This is a genomic window from Pseudomonas sp. AC355 (assembly GCF_979258205.1).
In genome coordinates this window covers 4,923,993-4,942,627 of the sequence record NZ_OZ409843.1, presented here as the reverse complement: position 1 = coordinate 4,942,627, position 18,635 = coordinate 4,923,993, and the positions used below count along the sequence as shown (strand labels likewise).

Sequence of the window (18,635 nt, the reverse complement as noted above, 5' to 3'; positions counted from 1 at the left end):
GCCCCTTTCCCTAGCGCAAGTAGCCATGCACGAACAGTATCAGCCACGCGAAATCGAAGCCGCCGCGCAATCCCACTGGGACTCGCAGAAATCCTTTGTAGTGAGCGAGCAGCCCGGCAAGGACACGTTCTATTGCCTGTCAATGTTCCCCTACCCGAGCGGCAAGTTGCACATGGGCCATGTGCGCAACTACACCATCGGTGACGTGATCGCGCGCTACCAGCGCATGCAGGGCAAGAACGTACTACAGCCCATGGGCTGGGACGCTTTCGGCATGCCGGCGGAAAACGCCGCCATGAAAAATAACGTGGCCCCTGCCAAGTGGACGTACGAAAACATCGCCTACATGAAGACCCAGCTGCGCAGCCTGGGCCTGGCGGTGGACTGGTCACGCGAAATCACCACCTGCAAGCCGGACTACTATCGCTGGGAACAATGGCTGTTCACCCGCCTGTTCGAAAAAGGCGTGATCTATCGCAAGAACGGCACCGTGAACTGGGATCCGGTCGACCAGACCGTACTGGCCAACGAGCAGGTCATCGACGGCCGCGGCTGGCGCTCCGGCGCGGTGATCGAGAAGCGCGAAATTCCTATGTACTACTTCAAGATCACCGCCTACGCGGATGAGCTCTTGAGCAGTCTGGATGAACTGGATGGCTGGCCGGAACAGGTCAAGACCATGCAGCGCAACTGGATCGGCAAATCCCGTGGCATGGAAGTGCAGTTCCCTTACGACGTCGACTCCATCGGCGCAGCGGGTGTACTGAAAGTCTTCACCACCCGTCCAGACACCCTGATGGGCGCGACCTATGTCGCGGTGGCCGCCGAACACCCGCTGGCGACGCTGGCCGCACAGAACAACCCTGAGCTGCAGGCGTTCATCGCTGAATGCAAAGCCGGCAGCGTGGCGGAAGCCGACGTCGCCACTCAGGAAAAGCGTGGCATGCCCACGCCACTGTTCGTCGAGCACCCACTGACCGGCGAGAAACTGCCCGTGTGGGTCGCCAACTATGTGCTGATGCACTACGGCGACGGCGCGGTCATGGCCGTGCCCGCTCACGACGAGCGCGATTTCGAATTCGCCATCAAGTACCAGTTGCCGATCAAGGCCGTGGTTCGTACCAGTGCCGGTGACGAAACACCTGCTCCGTGGCAAGCCGCGTACAACGAGCATGGCCAACTGATCAATTCCGGCGAGTTCGACGGCCTGGACTTCGAAGGTGCCTTCGACGCCATCGAAGTCGCCCTGCTGAAGAAGCAACTCGGCGCCTCGCGCACTCAGTTCCGCCTGCGCGACTGGGGCATCAGCCGCCAGCGCTACTGGGGCTGCCCGATTCCGATCATCCACTGCGACGCCTGTGGCGACGTACCAGTGCCGGAAGATCAACTGCCGGTCGTGCTGCCCGAGGACGTAGTACCCGATGGCGCTGGCTCGCCGCTGGCGCGCATGCCCGAGTTCTACGAATGCAACTGCCCGAAATGCGGCGCCCCGGCCAAACGTGAAACCGACACCATGGACACCTTCGTCGAGTCCTCGTGGTACTACGCGCGTTACGCCTCGCCGCACTACGAAGGCGGCTTGGTAGAAAAATCGGCTGCTGACCACTGGTTGCCTGTCGATCAGTACATCGGCGGGATCGAACATGCCATCCTGCACCTGCTCTACGCGCGCTTCTTCCACAAGCTGATGCGTGACGAAGGCCTGGTGTCGTCGAATGAACCCTTCAAGAATTTGCTGACTCAGGGCATGGTGGTCGCCGACACCTATTACCGTCGCGAAGCCAATGGTGGTTTTACCTGGTTCAACCCGGCAGATGTCGAGCTTGAGCGTGACAGCAAGGCCAAGGTAATCAGCGCCAAGCTGAAATCCGATGGTCTGCCGGTGGAAATCGGTGGCACCGAGAAGATGGCCAAGTCGAAGAACAACGGCGTCGACCCGCAGTCGATGATCGACCAGTTCGGCGCCGACACGTGCCGCCTGTTCATGATGTTCGCCTCTCCGCCCGACATGAGCTGCGAATGGTCAGACGCCGGCGTTGAAGGCGCGAACCGTTTCCTGCGCCGCGTCTGGCGCCTGGCTCAGGGCCACGTCAGCAAAGGGCTGCCGGGCGTACTGGATGTCGCCAAACTTGACGACAGCAGCAAGGAAGTCCGCCGTGCCATTCACCTGGCAATCAAGCAGGCGAGCCAGGATATCGGCCAGCACAACAAATTCAACACGGCCATCGCTCAGGTGATGACCCTGATGAACGTGCTGGAGAAAGCCCCACAGGACAATGATCAACAACGCGCTCTGCTGCAGGAAGGCCTGGAAACCGTCGCCCTGCTGCTCGCCCCGATCACCCCGCACATCAGTCACGAACTGTGGCAAGAGCTGGGTCACGAGGAAGCGATCATCGATGCCACATGGCCAATCGTGGACGAAGCGGCCCTGGTGCAGGACAGCCTGCAGTTGGTGATTCAGGTCAACGGAAAATTGCGCGGCCAGATCGACGTGCCGGCCGACGCCAGCCGCGAAGCGGTGGAAGCGGCTGCACGCAGCAACGAAAACGTACAACGCTTTACCGAAGGGCTGACGATCCGCAAGGTCATCGTGGTGCCTGGCAAGCTGGTCAACATCGTCGCCAACTGAGGCGACAACTGAGGTGTCGGCATGCTGCCGGCACCGGGTCAACGTATCGGCAACGCAGGCACCCGTGCCTGCCCATGCTGGCCAGCGGAGCCGGCAGGACAAGGGGATAACGAGATGATCAAGCGCAATCTGTTGGTAATCGGCCTGGCAAGCCTGCTCGGCGCATGTGGCTTCCAGCTGCGCGGTACCGGTGACGTGACGTTCGCTCTCAAGGAGCTGGAAGTCAGCGCGCGCGACAGCTACGGCGATACCGTACGTGACGTTCGCGAAGTGCTGGAAAACAACGGTGTACGGGTATTCCCGGGCGCCGCCTACAAGCTGTACCTGGCCCGCGAGCAGGAAAGCCAGCGCTCCGCCAGCTACACCAGCTCGGCGCGCAGCGTTGAGTACGAGCGCACTCTGACCCTGGACTACGAGATCCGCGGTGCCAAGAACCTGCTGCTGCTGAACAACCAGCTGGAAGTGCAGAGCTACTACGTACAGGACTCCAACAACCTGATCAGCAACGATCAGGAGTCGGCTCAACTGCGCACCGAAATGCGCCGTGACCTAGTACAGCAGCTGGCCCAACGCCTGCAGCAGATCACTCCGGATCAGCTCGACGCTCTGCAGCAGACCGCTGAAGCCAAAGCCAAGGCGGAAGCCGACGCACTGGAAGCCGCACGCCAGCGCGAAGCCGCACAGCCACAGCAATCGCCCATCGAACTGCCGGTGCAATAAGCCGGTTGGGGCCACTCTGCTGGCCCCTCGGTTTCTCGACCCATGAAACTCGCCCCTGCCCAACTCGGCAAACACCTTCAAGGTTCCCTGGCTCCCGTCTACGTGGTCTGCGGCGACGAAGCGCTGCTGTGCCAGGAAGCCAGTGACGCCATTCGTAACGCCAGCCGTGCGCAAGGTTTCAGCGAGCGCGAGGTGTTTCACGCCGAAGCCAATTTTGACTGGGGCGTGCTCTACCAAGCCGGCGCCAGCATGTCGCTATTCGCCGAGAAGCGCGTCATCGAACTGCGCATCCCCAACGGCAAGCCTGGCGACAAGGGCGCAGCAGCGATCATCGAGTACCTGGGTCGGCCGCCGGAAGACACCCTGCTGCTGATCAGCCTGCCCAAGCTCGACGGCAGCGCGCAGAAGACCAAATGGGCCAAGGCCCTGATCGACGGCCCCCATTGCCAGTTCGTGCAGATCTGGCCGGTGGACGCCAGCCAGTTGCCGCAGTGGATTCGTCAGCGCCTGGCCCAGGCCGGCATGAACGCCACTGCCGAGGCGATAGACCTGATCGCCGCCCGGGTAGAAGGCAACCTGCTGGCCGCAGCCCAAGAGATCGAGAAACTCAAGCTACTCGCAGACGGCCAGCAGATCGATGCCGGCACCGTGCAGGCAGCCGTTGCCGACAGCGCCCGTTATGATGTGTTCGGCCTGATCGATGCCATCCTCAATGGCGAAGCCGCCCACGCCCTGCGGATGCTTGACGGCTTGCGTGGAGAAGGCCAGGAGTCGCTGTTCATCGTAGTGATGCTGGCCCGCGAGCTGCGCCAACTGGCCAATATTTCCTATCAGTTCAGCCAGGGCGTGCCGCTGGACAAGGCCTTCGCTTCGGCACGCCCTCCTGTATGGGACAAACGCCGCCCGTTGCTCAGCAAAGCCCTGCAGCGTCACTCGCCCGCGCGTTGGAATGCGCTGCTGATGGATGCCCAGCAGATCGATGCACAGGTCAAAGGTCAAGCCGCCGGCGATCCATGGGCCAGCCTGTCGCGTCTGGTGTTGATGATGGCCGGTCAACGCCTGAAGCTCGGCGCGTAGAACCTGTTCACGACTGAGCTAGAGACATGCAAGGCCTGGGCGGGCCCCACAGAAACAAACGAGCAAGCAGAGTTTACAAGCTGGAAATGAGCATTCTGACTGGGCTCGCAATCCAGCTTGTTTTTAACGCAGCAGGGCCGACGCGCAGCAGATCGTGAACAGGTGCTTAACACCTACTTCAGGTGTGGACATTACCCCACTAGCGGCGCATGATTTGTTCCGCTCGCATCGACGCGAGTCTTGACCAAGGACATGCCATGAGCAAAAAAGCACGCCCGAACAAGGCCAAATCCATCATCGCCCAGCCGCTGTTCCGCTCACGCCAAGAACGCCCCGGCAAAGGAAAAGGCAGCTACCGCCGCCAAGCCTCCCAGCAGAACTGGGAGGCTTTTTCGTTTCTGGGGCTGTCGAAAAAGGCGGTCTGAACACTCGTACAGCCCGCATTCCCGCTCATCCGTGCTAAGGTGCTCGCCTGCAAAACGTGTTGAGATAATCATGCCCAACCTGTTCACTCGCGGCCTGCCTGTCACCGCTGCGGCCAGTTTTCTGCTTCTGCTCACGGCCTGTGCCGACGCCCCTGCCCAGCCCCTGGCAGCTCCGAGCACCCCGCAGAGTACTACTCCAACCAACACCGCGTTCACTCAGCCTGCTCAAGAACAACTGAGTTTCGAACAGTGGCGTGACTTGCTGCGCAGCGACGCGATGGCCGCAGGTATCAGCCCGACCCTGTTCGACCGCGCCTTTGCGGGCGTCGTCCCCAACCCGGATGTGGTCAAGGCCGACAGCAGTCAGCCAGAGTTCAGCCGCCCGGTATGGGAATACCTGAAAGGGGCCGTTTCCCCCAGCCGCGTCGCTCGTGGCCGTATCTTGCTGACGCAGAATCGCGCCATGCTTAACCAGATCGAACAGCGCTACAGCGTCGACGCGGAAACACTGGTCGCCATCTGGGGCCTGGAAAGCAACTTCGGCAGCAACATCGGCAGCCACAACGTGGTGCGCTCCCTGGCGACGCTCGCCTATGAAGGCCGCCGTCAGGCCTTCTGGCGCAGCCAGTTGCTGGCCGTTCTGCAGATTCTCCAGCACGGCGATATCGCCCCGGAAAGCCTGGTCGGCTCCTGGGCCGGCGCCATGGGCCAGACCCAGTTCATGCCCACCACCTATAACGAACACGCCGTGGACTTCGACGGCGACGGCAAGCGCGACGTATGGACTTCCCAGGCCGACGCGCTGGCCTCGGCGGCTCACTACCTGCAAGGTTCCAACTGGCAACTGCGCCAGCCTTGGGGCTTCGAAGTGCAACTGCCGCGGGGCTTCGACTATGCCATGGCTGACCCGGAAGTACGCCGTAGCCTGAGCGAATGGCGTGCCCTTGGCATACACCCAGTTGGGCAGCCGCTAGGTTCCCCACGTGACGATGCCAGCGCCACCTTACTACTGCCCGCTGGACACCGGGGACCGGCGTTCCTGCTGCTGAGCAATTTCCGCAGCATCCTGCGCTACAACAACTCCACGTCCTACGCACTGGCTATCGGCCTGCTGTCCGATAGCCTACGCGGTGGCAATGGCGTGCAGGGCGCCTGGCCGGAAGGCGACCGGCAACTGGGCCGCAGCGAGCGCGTCGAGCTGCAGGAGCGCTTGAACGCCCGTGGTTTCGACTCTGGCCATGCGGACGGCATCATTGGCGCCAACACGCGCAAAGCGATTCGTGCCTTCCAACTGCAGCTTGGTTGGCCGGCCGATGGCTACCCGGACAGCAACCTGCTCGACCAGTTGCGCCAGCAGAACTGACCTAGCGCGCGGTGACGCCCGTCACCGCGCGCATTCCAGCGTTTGCGATTAGCCCTTTACTGGGCGACCCTGTAGTCAGGCCAGCCACGCGATCCGTGAGGGCCATACCTGCCCGCTTGCCGTGATCCGGCGTGGGCCAATGACAACAGAGAGGTCGCTATGCACGACATCGAGCTGGACGACGAACAACGCATGATCCGCGACTGCACCCGGCAGTTCGCCCGACGCGCCATCGCACCCCACGCCCAGGAATGGGAAAAAGCCGGCTGGATCGATGATACGGTCGTCACCCAGATGGGCGAAATGGGCCTGCTGGGCATGATCGTGCCGGACACCTGGGGCGGTAGTTATCTCGACTATGTGGCCTACGCCCTGGCCATCGAGGAAGTTTCCGCTGCCGATGCTGCCACCGGCACCCTGATGAGCGTGCACAACTCCGTAGGCTGTGGCCCGCTACTCAACCATGGCAGTGATGCCCAGAAGAACGAATGGCTGCCGCGCCTGGCCAGCGGAGCAGTGATCGGTTGTTTCTGCCTGACCGAACCGCAGGCCGGCTCTGAAGCCCACAACCTACACACTCGTGCCGAACTGCGTGACGGCCACTGGGTGCTCAATGGGGCTAAGCAATTCGTCACCAACGGCCGCCGTGCCGGCCTGGCCATCGTCTTCGCGGTCACCGATGCCGCGCTCGGCAAGCAGGGCATCTCAGCCTTTCTGGTGCCGACCAACACCCCCGGGTTTCGCATCGAACGCAATGAGCACAAAATGGGCATTCGCGCCTCGGACACCTGCGCCATCGCCTTGGAGAACTGCAGCATTCCCGCCAGCAATCTACTCGGTGAGCGCGGCAAGGGGCTGAGCATCGCCTTGTCCAACCTCGAAGGCGGACGCATCGGTATCGCCGCTCAGGCCGTCGGCATCGCCCGCGCCGCCTTCGAGGCCGCGCTGCTCTACTCTCGCGAACGGGTGCAGTTCGACAAGCCCATCGGCGAGCATCAGAGCATCGCCAACCTGCTCGCCGACATGCACACCCAGATCAACGCCGCTCGCCTGCTCACCCTACACGCCGCCCGCCTGCGCAGTGCCGGCCAGCCGTGCCTGTCACAAGCCTCACAGGCCAAGCTGTTCGCCTCGGAAATGGCCGAGCGCGTGTGCTCGAAGGCGCTGCAGGTGCATGGCGGCTACGGCTACCTGGAGGACTTCCCGGTGCAGCGCTACTACCGGGATGCGCGCATCACCCAGATCTACGAGGGCGCCAGCGAGATCCAACGCTTGCTGATCGCCCGCGAGCTGAAGCACTACGAGCCCTGACTAGGGTCTGCTGATGTTTCAGCACGACCGCGCCGGAGCCAGTTTTTGCGCGAGGTAAGGCACGAGGTGCGAAGTTTGGCTGGCCAAATGAGACACCGAGTAACGCAGCATCGCGCAAAAACTGGCCCGGCCCTACGGGTTGCGCGGGAAATCTCGCCATGCGTCGTTGGAGGACTTGAAAAGGGGATGCCATTCCCTGCGTCCTCCGCCTCGCTTGGCGAGATTTCTCGCAGCAACGCGGCTTGCGCTGAAACGTCAACAGACCCTAACCCTTGAGCAGCCGCGCCTCGGCGTTATCCAGGTCGCGAAGAATCTCCGCCAGCATGTCGTCGTCTAACTGGTGTTCCTTGCGCATCCGGTACAGCTCCAGGCGCTGGGTGCGCAGCGCATGCAGACGCATGCGATATTCCAGCTGGTCGGCCTGGCGCTGGTTGTCGCGCGACTCCTCGACACTGCGCGTTCGGGTGCGTTCGAGCAGGTCACGGTATTCGCTCATCAGCTTGGCGCGAATCTCGGCCGCAGCGATTGCACCGTCGGTATCTGCGGCCTTTTCATCGTCGGCCTCCAGGCCGCGAATGGCCGCCTCGAGCACCTGGGCACGGTGACGATTGAGCTCGCCCTCCTGGCGCGCCACATTGTCCTGGGGCAGCAGCGGCAGCAGACTCGGCAGCGCCACGCTGGCGACCAGCAGCGACAGCAGGATCACCCCGGCAGCGATGAGGATCAGCAGATCACGCTCGGGAAACGCCTGGCCATTATTGAGCAACAGCGGCAACGACATTACGCCGGCCAGCGTCACGGCGCCCCGTACGCCACCCAGGGTCAGCACTGCAGTCAGGGCGAGGCGCGACTGCCCGGCGAAACGGGTCGACTTGCCGCGCCAGCGACGCAGCATGCCGGAGGTGCGCCAGTAGCTGTAGACCCACAGAAAGCGCAGTGTCATCAGCACGGCATACACCGCCAGTACGTAGCCCAAGGCCGGAAGCAGCAGCTGCCAGCCGTCAGCGTGATCACCGATTACGGCCTTGATGATGTCCGGCAACTGCAGACCCAGAAGCAGAAAGATCAGGCCGTTGAAGGTGAATTCGAGCATCGCCCACACACCGCGATTAAGCAGGCGCGTGGTGGTCTGGCGGGGCAGCAGGTCGAGGCGGCTCTGCATCATTCCGGCGGCAACCGCCGAGAGAATGCCCGACAGCCCCAGGTGCTCGGCGGCAACGTAGGCGGCGAAAGGCAGCAACAGCATCAGCAACACATGGGGCGCCGGCTCCTCCCAGCCGCGGGCGATCATCCAGGCCCGCAAGCGCCCCAACAGATAACTCAGCGCCATGCCGATCAGTAACCCGCCAACCGCCACCAGCACGAACTGCAGGCTGGCATCGGCGAAGGAAAACACCCCAGTCAACGTCGCCGCCACCGCAAACTTGAACGCCACCAGACCCGAGGCGTCGTTCATCAGCGCCTCGCCTTGCAGCAAGTTATTCAGGGTGCTCGGCAAGCGCCCGTGGGTGATCGCCGAAACGGCCACCGCATCGGTCGGCGACAGCACGGCTGCCAGCGCGAAACAGGCCGCCAGCGGCACCTGAGGCAGCAACCAATGAATGAAATAACCGGCACCGAGAATGGTGAAGAACACCAGAGCGAAAGCGAGAAACAGGATCGGTGTACGCAGCTTGCGAAACTGCCCCTTGGGCATGCGCCAGCCATCGACGAACAACAGCGGCGGAATGAACAGCAGGAGGAACAACTCGGGATCCAGCCGTACATGCAGCCCCAGTACCGGAATCGCCAGCAATGCGCCGATCACAATCTGCAGGATCGGCAGTGGCAGGGGAATGAACTGGGCGCTGATACGGGTACCACTGACCACCAGCAACATGATCAGGATGGTGTAGAGAAGCTGCATGACGGGAGAGATCCTTTACGAACAAGGCCACATGGCGCGCATGGGCTCTGCATTCTAACGCGTCGGATAGAGGCTGCGCAGGGCACGAAGATCGAGTTATGCCCTGACAGCGCCGCAAGCCGGGCCGACGTGGCATAATCCACCGCTCGCAATTAACAAGGTATTGAGGAGGATTCGACGAGTGGAATCCTTCCGAGGGAAATCAATGAGTAACGTCCTTTATGGGATCAAGGCCTGCGACACCATGAAGAAGGCCCGTACCTGGCTCGAAGAGCAAGGTATCGCTTACCAGTTTCACGACTACAAGACCGCCGGCATCGACCGCGGCAATCTGCAGAAGTGGTGTGACGAGCACGGCTGGGAAACCATCCTCAACCGCGCCGGTACCACGTTTCGCAAGCTCGACGACGCCCAGAAGAGCGATCTCGACCAGGCCAAAGCTATCGAACTGATGCTGGCCCAACCGTCGATGATCAAGCGCCCCGTGCTGGATCTGGGCGCGCGTACGCTGGTCGGCTTCAAACCCGAGCGTTATGCCGCCGAACTGGCCTGATACCGTCACCTAAATCGAATTCGTTGCAAGGAAAAGATCATGTCCAACACTCTGTTCAGCCTGGCCTTCGGGGTCGGCACCCAAAACCGTCAAAGCACCTGGCTGGAAGTGTTCTATGCACAGCCCCTGCTCAACCCGAGCGCCGAACTGGTCGCCAAGGTCACCGAGAAGCTCGGCTACAGCGGCGGCAACCAGGCCATCGCGCTGACCAACCAGCAGGCCGGTGAACTGGCCAGTGCCCTGAAAAATATCGACTCGGTACAGAGCGCCCTGCTCACCCGCCTGGCGGAAAGCGCCAAGCCGCTGGTCGCCACCCTGCTGGCCGAAGATGCCGCCCTGACCAGCACCCCCGAGGCTTACCTCAAGCTGCACCTGCTGTCGCATCGCCTGGTCAAGCCACACGGCCTGAACCTGACCGGCATCTTCCCGCTGCTGCCCAACGTGGCCTGGACCAGCCAGGGTGCGGTGGATCTGGTCGAACTGACCGAGCGTCAACTGGAAGCGCGCCTGAAGGGCGACCTGCTGGAAGTCTTCTCGGTGGACAAGTTCCCGAAAATGACCGACTACGTGGTACCTAGCGGCGTGCGTATCGCTGACAGCGCGCGTATCCGTCTGGGCGCCTACATCGGTGAAGGCACCACCGTGATGCACGAAGGTTTCGTCAACTTCAACGCGGGTACCGCCGGCCCAGGCATGATCGAAGGCCGCGTATCCGCTGGCGTATTCGTCGGCAAGGGTTCGGATCTGGGCGGTGGTTGCTCGACCATGGGCACCCTGTCTGGCGGCGGCAACATCGTCATTTCCGTGGGCGAAGGCTGCTTGATCGGCGCCAACGCCGGTATCGGTATCCCGCTGGGCGATCGCAATATCGTCGAAGCCGGCCTGTACGTGACCGCTGGCACCAAGATCGCCCTGCTCGACGACCAGAACAACCTGGTCAAGGTGGTCAAGGGTCGTGATCTGGCGGGTCAGCCAGACCTGCTGCTGCGTCGCAACTCGCAAAGTGGCGCGGTGGAGTGCAAGACCAACAAGTCGGCGATTGAGCTGAACGAAGCCCTGCACGCTCACAACTGAGCCAGGCTTTGCCCGAGCGGGCTGTGGCACGCGATAGACTTGATGATCATCGCGGGCGCAGCCCGCTTTTACATTTAGCGTTATGAGATCCGGATGACCCTGATTTCCCCCTGGCGCGCCGATTTCCCCGGCATGCTGGCCCTCGACCGCGAAGGCCAGACCTACCTCGACAGCGCCGCCACGGCGCAGAAACCGCAAGCGGTACTGGATGCCCTGCTGGACTACTACGCCGGTGGTGCCGCCAATGTGCACCGCGCCCAGCATCTGCCCGGCGAGCGCGCCACCCGTGCCTTCGAAGACACCCGCAACAAGGCCGCGCGCTGGCTGAATGCCGCTGACAGTGAAGAGGTCGTCTTCACCCGCGGCGCTACCGAATCCCTCAACCTGCTCGCCTATGGGCTGGAACACCTGTTCGAGGCGGGCGACGAGATCGTCGTCAGCGCCGCCGAGCACCATGCCAATCTGCTGCCCTGGCAGCAGCTGGTAGCGCGCAAGGCCCTTAAGCTGGTGGTGTTGCCATTGACGCCTCAGGGCGATATCGACCTGCAGCAAGCCGCCACGTTGATCGGCACGCGCACGCGGCTGCTCGCGGTTACTCAGCTATCCAACGTGCTGGGCCGCATGCAAGCGCTGCACACGCTGATCCAACAGGCTCGCGACGGAGGCGCCCTGACGGTCGTGGATGGCGCCCAGGCCGTCGTGCATGGCCACCAGGACATGCAGGCACTGGGCTGCGACTTTTACGTCTGTTCCAGCCACAAGCTCTATGGCCCCGATGGCGTCGGCCTGCTCTATGGCCGGCGCAGCGCACTGCAGCGCCTGCAGCACTGGCAATTTGGCGGTGAAATGGTGCAGCAGGCGGACTACCTCACCTCGACCTTTCGCGACGCGCCGCTCGGCCTGGAAGCCGGTACGCCGCCGGTATCCGGAGTCATCGCCCTCGGCGCGGCCCTGGACTACCTCGACAGCCTCGACGCCAGAGCCATTGGCGACCATGAAGCCGCACTGCACCGCATGCTGCTGACCGGCCTGCAAGGCTACGCGGGCCTGCGCCTGCTCGGCGAGCCGGAAACCGCGCTGGCCTGCTTTACCGTAGACGGCGTACACAGCGGCGACCTTGCCCACCTGCTCACCGAGCAAGGCATCGCCGTACGGGTCGGCCATCATTGCGCGATGCCGCTGCTGCAACGCCTGGGGGTGAACGGCGCGATCCGCGTGTCTCTGGGCCTGTACAACGACGAGCACGATCTGCAGCGCCTCTTCAGCGCACTGGACAAGGCACTGGAGCTCCTGCAATGAGCCTGCCCGACAACGCCCGTGAGGCCCTCGACGCATTCAGCGCATGTTCCGGCTGGGAGCAGCGTGCACGCCTGCTGATGCAGTGGGGAGAGCGCCTGGAGCCGCTGATCGAACGCCACGATGCCGATCGTGTGCACGGCTGTGAAAGCCAGGTGTGGCTGAGTGGCGAAATCCGCGACGGTCACTGGCACTTCCGCGCCAGCAGCGATGCCCGCCTCATCCGTGGCCTGCTGGCCGTATTGCTGGCTCGCGTCAATGGCCTGAGCGCTGACGAACTGGCAAGTCTGAATATCGCCAAGTGGTTCGACAGCCTTGGGCTGTCTCGCCAGCTTTCACCTTCGCGCGCCAATGGCATGAACGCGGTGGTGCGCCAGATGCGCCAGTTGATCGAGCCGACTTAGGCTTTCGCCACGGGCCGCTCAGAAGGCCGCCGTGCTCCGGCGACAAGACGATCGACGATACGGGCGGCAGCGACCATGCCGAAGGTGGCGGTCACCATCATCACCGCGCCGAAGCCGCCGGCGCAGTCGAGCTTCACGCCCTCGCCGACGAAGGCCTTGCTCAGGCAAATCTCACCATTAGCGCCGGGGTAACGCAGCTGCTCGGTGGAGAACACGCAGGGCACGCTGTAGTTGCGCCCCGGCGTGCGGGAAAAGCCGTAATCGCGGCGCAGCGTGGAGCGCACCTTGGCTGCCAGCGGGTCGTTGAAGGTCTTGTTCAGATCCCCCACCTGCACCTGACTCGGATCGATCTGCCCGCCCGCACCGCCGGTGGTGATGATGGCGATCTTGCGGCGCTTGCACCAGGAGATCAGCGCCGCCTTGGCTGCCACGCTATCGATGCAGTCGACCACCGCGTCGAGCTCGACGGTGATGTAATCGGCCATGGTGTCGCGGGTCACGAAGTCGGCGACTTCATGCACCACGCAGGCCGGGTTGATGGCCCGCAGGCGCTCGGCCATCACCTCGACCTTGGCGCGGCCGACCTGACCCTGCAGGGCGTGAGCCTGCCGGTTGGTATTGCTGACGCAGACATCGTCGAGGTCGAACAGAGAAATCTCGCCCACCCCGGAACGCGCCAGCGCCTCGGCCACCCAGGAGCCAACGCCGCCGATCCCGACCACAGCCACATGGGCAGCCGTCAGCCGCTCTGCGCCTTCACGGCCATACAACCGGGCAATTCCGGCGAAACGTTGCTCATCGAACGACATGCGGGCTCCTCTTGGTGGGCGCGCATTATAGGAAGCCTGGGCGCTCACCCCAAGCACCATCTGGCGGGCTTCGTAGCTGAACGCCCGGTGCCACTGAAAACGCTGCGGCTCATACTCAAACAAGCGCTCCGAGCTGTGCTATACAGTCATTCAACGACGGAGTAGCATGCGCGCCAACCGGCGCTCGCCGGCCCTCTCCCCGTTCCACCTTTCGGAACCTGACACAGCATGCTTTCGCGCAAGTTCGGCCTCAATCTGATTGTTTTCCTGGCTATTGCCGCCCTGTTCACCGGTATCTGGGCGCTCTACAACCGTCCTGTGACCGCGCCGGACTGGCCCGAGCAGGTATCCGGCTATTCCTACTCGCCATTCCGTCAGGGGCAGAACCCGCAAACGGGTGTCTATCCCAGCGACGAAGAAATGCGTGCGGATCTCGAACTGCTCTCCAAGCAGACCGATAGCATCCGAACCTATTCGGTGGATGATGCCCTGGACAAGATTCCACTGCTCGCCGAAGAGTTCGGCCTGCGCGTGACGCTGGGTGTGTGGATCAGCCCTGACGAGGAGCGCAACGAGCGCGAAATCACCAAGGCCATCGAGATCGCCAACAACTCGCGCAGCGTAGTGCGCGTGGTGGTCGGTAACGAGGCGTTGTTCCGCCGCGAGGTTACCGTCAAGCAGCTGACCGCCTACATGGATCGGGTGCGCTCGGCGGTCAAGGTGCCGGTCACCACCTCTGAGCAGTGGCACATCTGGGAGGAATACCCGGAGCTGGCCGACCACGCGGACCTGATCGCGGCCCACGTACTGCCGTATTGGGAATTCATGCGCATGCAGGATTCCACGCAGTTCACCCTCGATCGCGCCCGCGATCTGAAGAAGCTGTTCCCGAAAAAACCGCTGCTGCTCTCCGAGGTCGGCTGGCCGAGCAATGGCCGCGTGCGCGGGGGCGCCGAGGCGACCCAGGCGGATCAGGCGATCTACCTGCGAACCCTGGTCACCACCCTGAACGCCCAGGGCTACAACTACTTCGTGATCGAGGCGTTCGACCAGCCGTGGAAAGCCGGTGACGAAGGTTCGGTGGGCGCCTACTGGGGCGTCTACAACCTCGACCGCAATCCGAAATTCAACTTCGAAGGGCCGGTAGTCGCCATTCCGCAATGGCGCTTGCTGGCGGTTGCCTCGGTGGTCATGGCGCTGCTGTCCCTGGCCTTGATGCTCATCGACGGCAGTGCCCTGCACCAGCGTGGGCGCACCTTCCTGACCTTCGTCGCCTTCGCCGGCGGCTCGGCCCTGGTGTGGATCGGCTACGACTACAGCCAGCAATACAGCACCTGGTTCAGCATGCTGGTCGGGCTGCTGCTCGGCGTCGGCGCCATCGGCGTGTTCATCGTCCTGCTCACCGAGGCCCACGAACTGGCCGAGACGGTGTGGACGCAACGACGGCGCCCCTTCACGCCGGTGCTGGGCGATAGCGATTACCGCCCCAAAGTGTCGATCCACGTGCCGTGCTACAACGAGCCGCCGGAGATGGTCAAACAGACCCTGGATGCCCTGGCCAACCTCGACTATCCGGACTTCGAAGTCCTGATCATCGACAACAACACCAAGGATCCTGCGGTGTGGGAGCCGGTGCGCGACTATTGCGAAGAGCTCGGCCCACGCTTCCGCTTCTTCCACGTGGCGCCGCTGCATGGCTTCAAGGGCGGCGCGCTGAACTACATTCTGCCGCACACCGCACCGGATGCCGAAGTGGTGGCGGTGATCGACTCCGACTACTGCGTCGACCGCAACTGGCTCAAGCACATGGTGCCGCACTTCGCCGACCCGTCGATCGCCGTGGTGCAGTCACCGCAGGACTATCGCGACGGTGAGGAAAGCACCTTCAAGAAGCTCTGCTACGCCGAATACAAGGGCTTCTTCCATATCGGCATGGTGACCCGTAACGACCGCAACGCGATCATCCAGCACGGCACAATGACCATGATCCGCCGTACCGTGATGGACGAGCTGAAGTGGGCCGACTGGACCATCTGCGAAGATGCCGAGCTCGGCCTGCGCGTGTTCGAGAAAGGTTATTCGGCCGCCTATGCCCATGACAGCTTCGGCAAAGGGCTGATGCCGGACACCTTCATCGACTACAAGAAGCAGCGTTTCCGCTGGGCCTACGGCGCCATTCAGATCATGAAGGGGCACGCCCGCGAACTGCTCGCTGGCAAAGGCAGCGAACTCAAGCGCGGCCAACGCTATCACTTCGTGGCTGGCTGGCTGCCCTGGGTAGCCGATGGTCTGAACATCTTCTTCACCGCCGGCGCCCTGCTCTGGTCGGCGGCGATGATCATCGTGCCGCAACGGGTCGACCCACCGCTGCTGATCTTCGCGATCCCGCCGCTGACGCTGTTCCTGTTCAAGGTCGGCAAGATCATCTTCCTGTATCAGCGGGCAGTCGGGGTCAACCTCAAGGATGCGTTCTGTGCGGCGGTAGCAGGGCTGGCCTTGTCGCACACCATCGCCAAGGCGGTGCTGTACGGCACGTTCACCAAGTCTATCCCGTTCTTCCGCACGCCGAAGATGCGCTCCAGCCACGGCCTGATGGTGGCCCTCGCCGAAGCGCGCGAAGAAGTCTTCATCATGCTCCTGCTGTGGGGCGGAGCCCTGGGCATCGCCATCGTTCAGGGTCTGCCCAGCTACGACGTGAAGTTCTGGGTGGTCATGCTGCTGGTGCAATCGCTGCCGTACCTCGCCGCACTGATCATGGCGCTGCTGTCGTCCAGCCCGAAACCGCTGGAAATTCCGGTGGTACAGACCGAGGCGGAGAACGCCTGATCCCGGTGAGCGACACGACAACGGCGGCCAATTGGCCGCCGTTTTCTTTTCGGGTTGGTGAGCGGCAACCGCGCAAACAATCCCTGGGTATCGCTTCGCTCAACGCCAGGCTACGGGTGCGAATTGCATCGGCTCTTGTAGCCGGGTCAAGCGAAGCGCCTTTCCATGTAGCGCCAAAAGGCTGAACGCCTACGAGGCAGGCGCGTTTTGCTTTAAGCTATGCGCCCTTCCCGCCCTGCACTGCTTTACGCGCATTACTTTACCGGAGTTCCCATGACGGCCCTGTCCCCCACCCTCGAGCTCGCCTGCGATCTGATCCGTCGGCCATCCGTGACACCACTGGATGAAGGCTGCCAAGAGCTGATGATTCGCCGCCTCGCGGCTGTGGGTTTTGCCATCGAAGCCATGCGCATCGAGGACGTGGACAACTTCTGGGCGAGCCATGGCAGCCAGGATGGCCCGGTACTGTGCTTCGCCGGCCACACCGACGTGGTACCCACCGGCCCGGTGCAGGCCTGGCAGCACGGCCCGTTCGAAGCGCTGATCGACGAGCACGGCATGCTCTGCGGCCGGGGCGCCGCCGACATGAAGGGCAGTCTGGCGTCGATGATCATCGCCGTCGAGCGCTTCGTCGCCGAATACCCGAACCACAAGGGCCGCATCACCTTTCTGATCACCAGCGACGAAGAAGGCCCTGCTCACCATGGCACCAAAGCCGTGGTCGAGCGCCTGGCTGCACGCAACGAGCGCCTGGACTGGTGCATCGTTGGCGAGCCATCGAGCACCTCGCTGGTCGGCGACGTGGTGAAGAATGGTCGCCGTGGCTCCCTGGGTGCGACCCTCACCGTGCGCGGCATTCAGGGCCACGTGGCCTATCCACACCTGGCGAAGAATCCGATTCACCTGGCCGCCCCGGCTCTAGCCGAACTGGCCGCCGAGCACTGGGACGACGGCAATGCGTTCTTCCCGCCCACCAGTTTCCAGGTCTCCAACCTCAATTCCGGTACTGGCGCGACCAACGTGATTCCTGGCGAGCTGACCGCGGTGTTCAACTTCCGCTTCTCCACCGAGTCGACGGTCGAAGGCCTGCAGCAGCGGGTCAACGCCATCTTCGACAAGCACGGCCTGGACTATCACATCGAATGGGCGCTGTCGGGCCTGCCGTTCCTCACCGAGCCGGGTGCCCTGCTCGATGCGGTCAGCGCCAGCATCCGCAGCGTGACCGGTCGCGAAACCACGCCAAGCACCAGCGGCGGTACGTCCGATGGCCGCTTCATCGCCACACTGGGAACCCAGGTGGTCGAGCTCGGCCCGGTCAACGCGACCATCCACCAGGTCAATGAACGCGTGCTGGCCAGCGATCTCGATATCCTCACCGAGATCTACTACCAGACCCTGGTCAAGCTGCTCGCCTGATGCTCAGTTGCCCGATCTGCCAGGCGCCGCTGCAGGCCGTCGACAACGGCGTGGCCTGCCCCGCCAACCACCGCTTCGACCGTGCGCGCCAGGGTTACCTCAACCTGCTGCCGGTGCAGCACAAGAACAGCCGCGACCCGGGCGACAACGCCGCCATGGTCGAGGCGCGCCGGCGCTTTCTCGATGGTGGCCATTACGCGCCGCTGGCTGCCCGACTGGCACAACTGGCGGCCGGCTACGGCCCGCAGCAGTGGCTGGATATCGGTTGCGGCGAGGGTTACTACACCGCGCAGATCGCCGAGGCGCTGCCAGAGGCCGACGGCTATGCCCTGGATATCTCCCGAGAAGCGGTGAAGCGCGCCTGCAAGCGTGCTCCTCAGCTCAACTGGTTGATCGCCAGCATGGCCCGCGTGCCCCTGGCAGACGCCAGTTGCCAGTTACTGGCCAGTGTGTTCAGCCCGCTGGACTGGCAGGAAGCCAAACGCCTGCTCGCCCCAGGCGGCGGTCTGCTGCGCATGGGGCCAACCCGCGAGCACCTGATGGAGCTGCGCCAGAAGCTCTACGACGAGGTGCGCGATTACGATGACCAGAAACACCTAGAGCTGATCCCGCCGGGCATGCGCCTGGCGCACAGCGAAACCCTGAGTTTCCCACTGCTGCTCGACACGCCAGAAGCACGAGCCGACCTGCTGGCGATGACGCCCCATGGCTGGCGCGCTAGTGCCGAACGCCGTGCGGCGGTGATCGCCGAAAGCTTCGAAGTGACCGTCGCCATCCGCTACGATTGGATCGAGCGTGACGCGCCTTGAGCGCCCCGACCAGA

The 18,635-nt window shown here is 63.1% G+C and carries 15 protein-coding genes; 13 read left to right on the top strand and 2 right to left on the bottom strand.

Features of this window, described 5'->3' with window-relative positions; all coding sequences use genetic code 11:
* Positions 1-25 precede the first annotated feature (25 nt).
* The 6 genes from leuS (at position 26) to ACZ0AI_RS22970 (ending at position 7,528) form a co-directional block, all read left to right on the top strand.
* Positions 26-2,632 (top strand): leucine--tRNA ligase, encoded by a 2,607-nt coding sequence (gene leuS, locus ACZ0AI_RS22995; RefSeq protein ID WP_463563841.1) that lies wholly within the window; start codon positions 26-28, stop codon positions 2,630-2,632.
* 114 nt (positions 2,633-2,746) lie between these two features.
* Entirely contained in the window at positions 2,747-3,352 is a 606-nt protein-coding gene (locus tag ACZ0AI_RS22990; RefSeq protein WP_463563840.1) for an LPS-assembly lipoprotein LptE, read from the top strand.
* A 42-nt stretch (positions 3,353-3,394) separates the two neighbouring features.
* Positions 3,395-4,429 (top strand): DNA polymerase III subunit delta, encoded by a 1,035-nt coding sequence (holA, locus tag ACZ0AI_RS22985; protein ID WP_463563839.1) that lies wholly within the window; start codon positions 3,395-3,397, stop codon positions 4,427-4,429.
* Between the two features lie 257 nt (positions 4,430-4,686).
* Positions 4,687-4,854 carry an alternative ribosome rescue factor ArfA gene (arfA, locus tag ACZ0AI_RS22980; protein WP_463563838.1) on the top strand — a complete coding sequence of 56 codons (168 nt, stop codon included), beginning with the start codon at positions 4,687-4,689 and terminating at the stop codon, positions 4,852-4,854.
* Positions 4,855-4,924: 70 nt separating this feature from the next.
* Positions 4,925-6,217 (top strand): lytic murein transglycosylase, encoded by a 1,293-nt coding sequence (locus ACZ0AI_RS22975; protein ID WP_463563837.1) that lies wholly within the window; start codon positions 4,925-4,927, stop codon positions 6,215-6,217.
* A gap of 159 nt (positions 6,218-6,376) precedes the next feature.
* Positions 6,377-7,528, top strand: coding sequence for an acyl-CoA dehydrogenase family protein (locus ACZ0AI_RS22970; protein WP_463563836.1), 1,152 nt, complete (start codon positions 6,377-6,379; stop codon positions 7,526-7,528).
* Between the two features lie 265 nt (positions 7,529-7,793).
* Here the strand turns inward: ACZ0AI_RS22970 and ACZ0AI_RS22965 are convergent, their stop codons facing one another.
* A complete protein-coding gene (locus tag ACZ0AI_RS22965) occupies positions 7,794-9,434 on the bottom strand; it encodes a Na+/H+ antiporter (RefSeq protein ID WP_463563835.1) in 1,641 nt (546 codons plus the stop codon).
* Between the two features lie 205 nt (positions 9,435-9,639).
* Between ACZ0AI_RS22965 and ACZ0AI_RS22960 the strand changes: the two genes are divergently transcribed.
* The 4 genes from ACZ0AI_RS22960 (at position 9,640) to ACZ0AI_RS22945 (ending at position 12,761) form a co-directional block, all read left to right on the top strand.
* Positions 9,640-9,987: an ArsC family reductase gene (locus ACZ0AI_RS22960; protein WP_225834783.1), complete on the top strand. Its 348-nt coding sequence runs from the start codon at positions 9,640-9,642 to the stop codon at positions 9,985-9,987.
* Positions 9,988-10,026: 39 nt separating this feature from the next.
* The gene (gene dapD, locus ACZ0AI_RS22955; RefSeq protein WP_463563834.1) at positions 10,027-11,061 is read left to right on the top strand and encodes a 2,3,4,5-tetrahydropyridine-2,6-dicarboxylate N-succinyltransferase; all 1,035 of its coding nucleotides are present in this window, start codon (positions 10,027-10,029) and stop codon (positions 11,059-11,061) included.
* A gap of 93 nt (positions 11,062-11,154) precedes the next feature.
* A complete protein-coding gene (locus tag ACZ0AI_RS22950; RefSeq protein ID WP_463563833.1) occupies positions 11,155-12,360 on the top strand; it encodes an aminotransferase class V-fold PLP-dependent enzyme in 1,206 nt (401 codons plus the stop codon).
* A complete protein-coding gene (locus ACZ0AI_RS22945) occupies positions 12,357-12,761 on the top strand; it encodes a SufE family protein (protein WP_463563832.1) in 405 nt (134 codons plus the stop codon). The genes ACZ0AI_RS22950 and ACZ0AI_RS22945 overlap by 4 nt, the downstream gene beginning before the upstream one ends.
* Here ACZ0AI_RS22945 and tcdA read toward each other — a convergent pair.
* Positions 12,758-13,570 carry a tRNA cyclic N6-threonylcarbamoyladenosine(37) synthase TcdA gene (tcdA, locus tag ACZ0AI_RS22940; RefSeq protein ID WP_463563831.1) on the bottom strand — a complete coding sequence of 271 codons (813 nt, stop codon included), beginning with the start codon at positions 13,568-13,570 and terminating at the stop codon, positions 12,758-12,760. The genes ACZ0AI_RS22945 and tcdA overlap by 4 nt on opposite strands.
* A 228-nt stretch (positions 13,571-13,798) precedes the next feature.
* On the opposite strand from tcdA, the gene ACZ0AI_RS22935 reads away from it, so the two are divergent.
* From ACZ0AI_RS22935 to ACZ0AI_RS22925, 3 genes are all read left to right on the top strand, one after another.
* The gene (locus ACZ0AI_RS22935) at positions 13,799-16,396 is read left to right on the top strand and encodes a glycosyltransferase (protein WP_463563830.1); all 2,598 of its coding nucleotides are present in this window, start codon (positions 13,799-13,801) and stop codon (positions 16,394-16,396) included.
* Between the two features lie 273 nt (positions 16,397-16,669).
* A complete protein-coding gene (gene dapE, locus ACZ0AI_RS22930) occupies positions 16,670-17,812 on the top strand; it encodes a succinyl-diaminopimelate desuccinylase (RefSeq protein ID WP_463563829.1) in 1,143 nt (380 codons plus the stop codon).
* A complete protein-coding gene (locus ACZ0AI_RS22925; protein ID WP_463563828.1) occupies positions 17,812-18,621 on the top strand; it encodes a putative RNA methyltransferase in 810 nt (269 codons plus the stop codon). The genes dapE and ACZ0AI_RS22925 overlap by 1 nt, the downstream gene beginning before the upstream one ends.
* The last annotated feature ends 14 nt before the right edge of the window (positions 18,622-18,635 follow it).

Bases quoted from the DNA above. Each gene is read 5' to 3' on its own strand.
- ACZ0AI_RS22970 (WP_463563836.1), top strand. From the start codon at position 6,377: ATGCACGACATCGAGCTGGACGACGAACAACGCATGATCCGCGACTGC.
- ACZ0AI_RS22960 (WP_225834783.1), top strand. From the start codon at position 9,640: ATGAGTAACGTCCTTTATGGGATCAAGGCCTGCGACACCATGAAGAAG.
- ACZ0AI_RS22975 (WP_463563837.1), top strand. From the start codon at position 4,925: ATGCCCAACCTGTTCACTCGCGGCCTGCCTGTCACCGCTGCGGCCAGT.
- ACZ0AI_RS22945 (WP_463563832.1), top strand. From the start codon at position 12,357: ATGAGCCTGCCCGACAACGCCCGTGAGGCCCTCGACGCATTCAGCGCA.
- leuS (WP_463563841.1), top strand. From the start codon at position 26: ATGCACGAACAGTATCAGCCACGCGAAATCGAAGCCGCCGCGCAATCC.
- ACZ0AI_RS22965 (WP_463563835.1), bottom strand. From the start codon at position 9,434: ATGCAGCTTCTCTACACCATCCTGATCATGTTGCTGGTGGTCAGTGGT.
- dapE (WP_463563829.1), top strand. From the start codon at position 16,670: ATGACGGCCCTGTCCCCCACCCTCGAGCTCGCCTGCGATCTGATCCGT.
- holA (WP_463563839.1), top strand. From the start codon at position 3,395: ATGAAACTCGCCCCTGCCCAACTCGGCAAACACCTTCAAGGTTCCCTG.
- arfA (WP_463563838.1), top strand. From the start codon at position 4,687: ATGAGCAAAAAAGCACGCCCGAACAAGGCCAAATCCATCATCGCCCAG.
- ACZ0AI_RS22950 (WP_463563833.1), top strand. From the start codon at position 11,155: ATGACCCTGATTTCCCCCTGGCGCGCCGATTTCCCCGGCATGCTGGCC.
- ACZ0AI_RS22925 (WP_463563828.1), top strand. From the start codon at position 17,812: ATGCTCAGTTGCCCGATCTGCCAGGCGCCGCTGCAGGCCGTCGACAAC.
- ACZ0AI_RS22935 (WP_463563830.1), top strand. From the start codon at position 13,799: ATGCTTTCGCGCAAGTTCGGCCTCAATCTGATTGTTTTCCTGGCTATT.
- tcdA (WP_463563831.1), bottom strand. From the start codon at position 13,570: ATGTCGTTCGATGAGCAACGTTTCGCCGGAATTGCCCGGTTGTATGGC.
- ACZ0AI_RS22990 (WP_463563840.1), top strand. From the start codon at position 2,747: ATGATCAAGCGCAATCTGTTGGTAATCGGCCTGGCAAGCCTGCTCGGC.
- dapD (WP_463563834.1), top strand. From the start codon at position 10,027: ATGTCCAACACTCTGTTCAGCCTGGCCTTCGGGGTCGGCACCCAAAAC.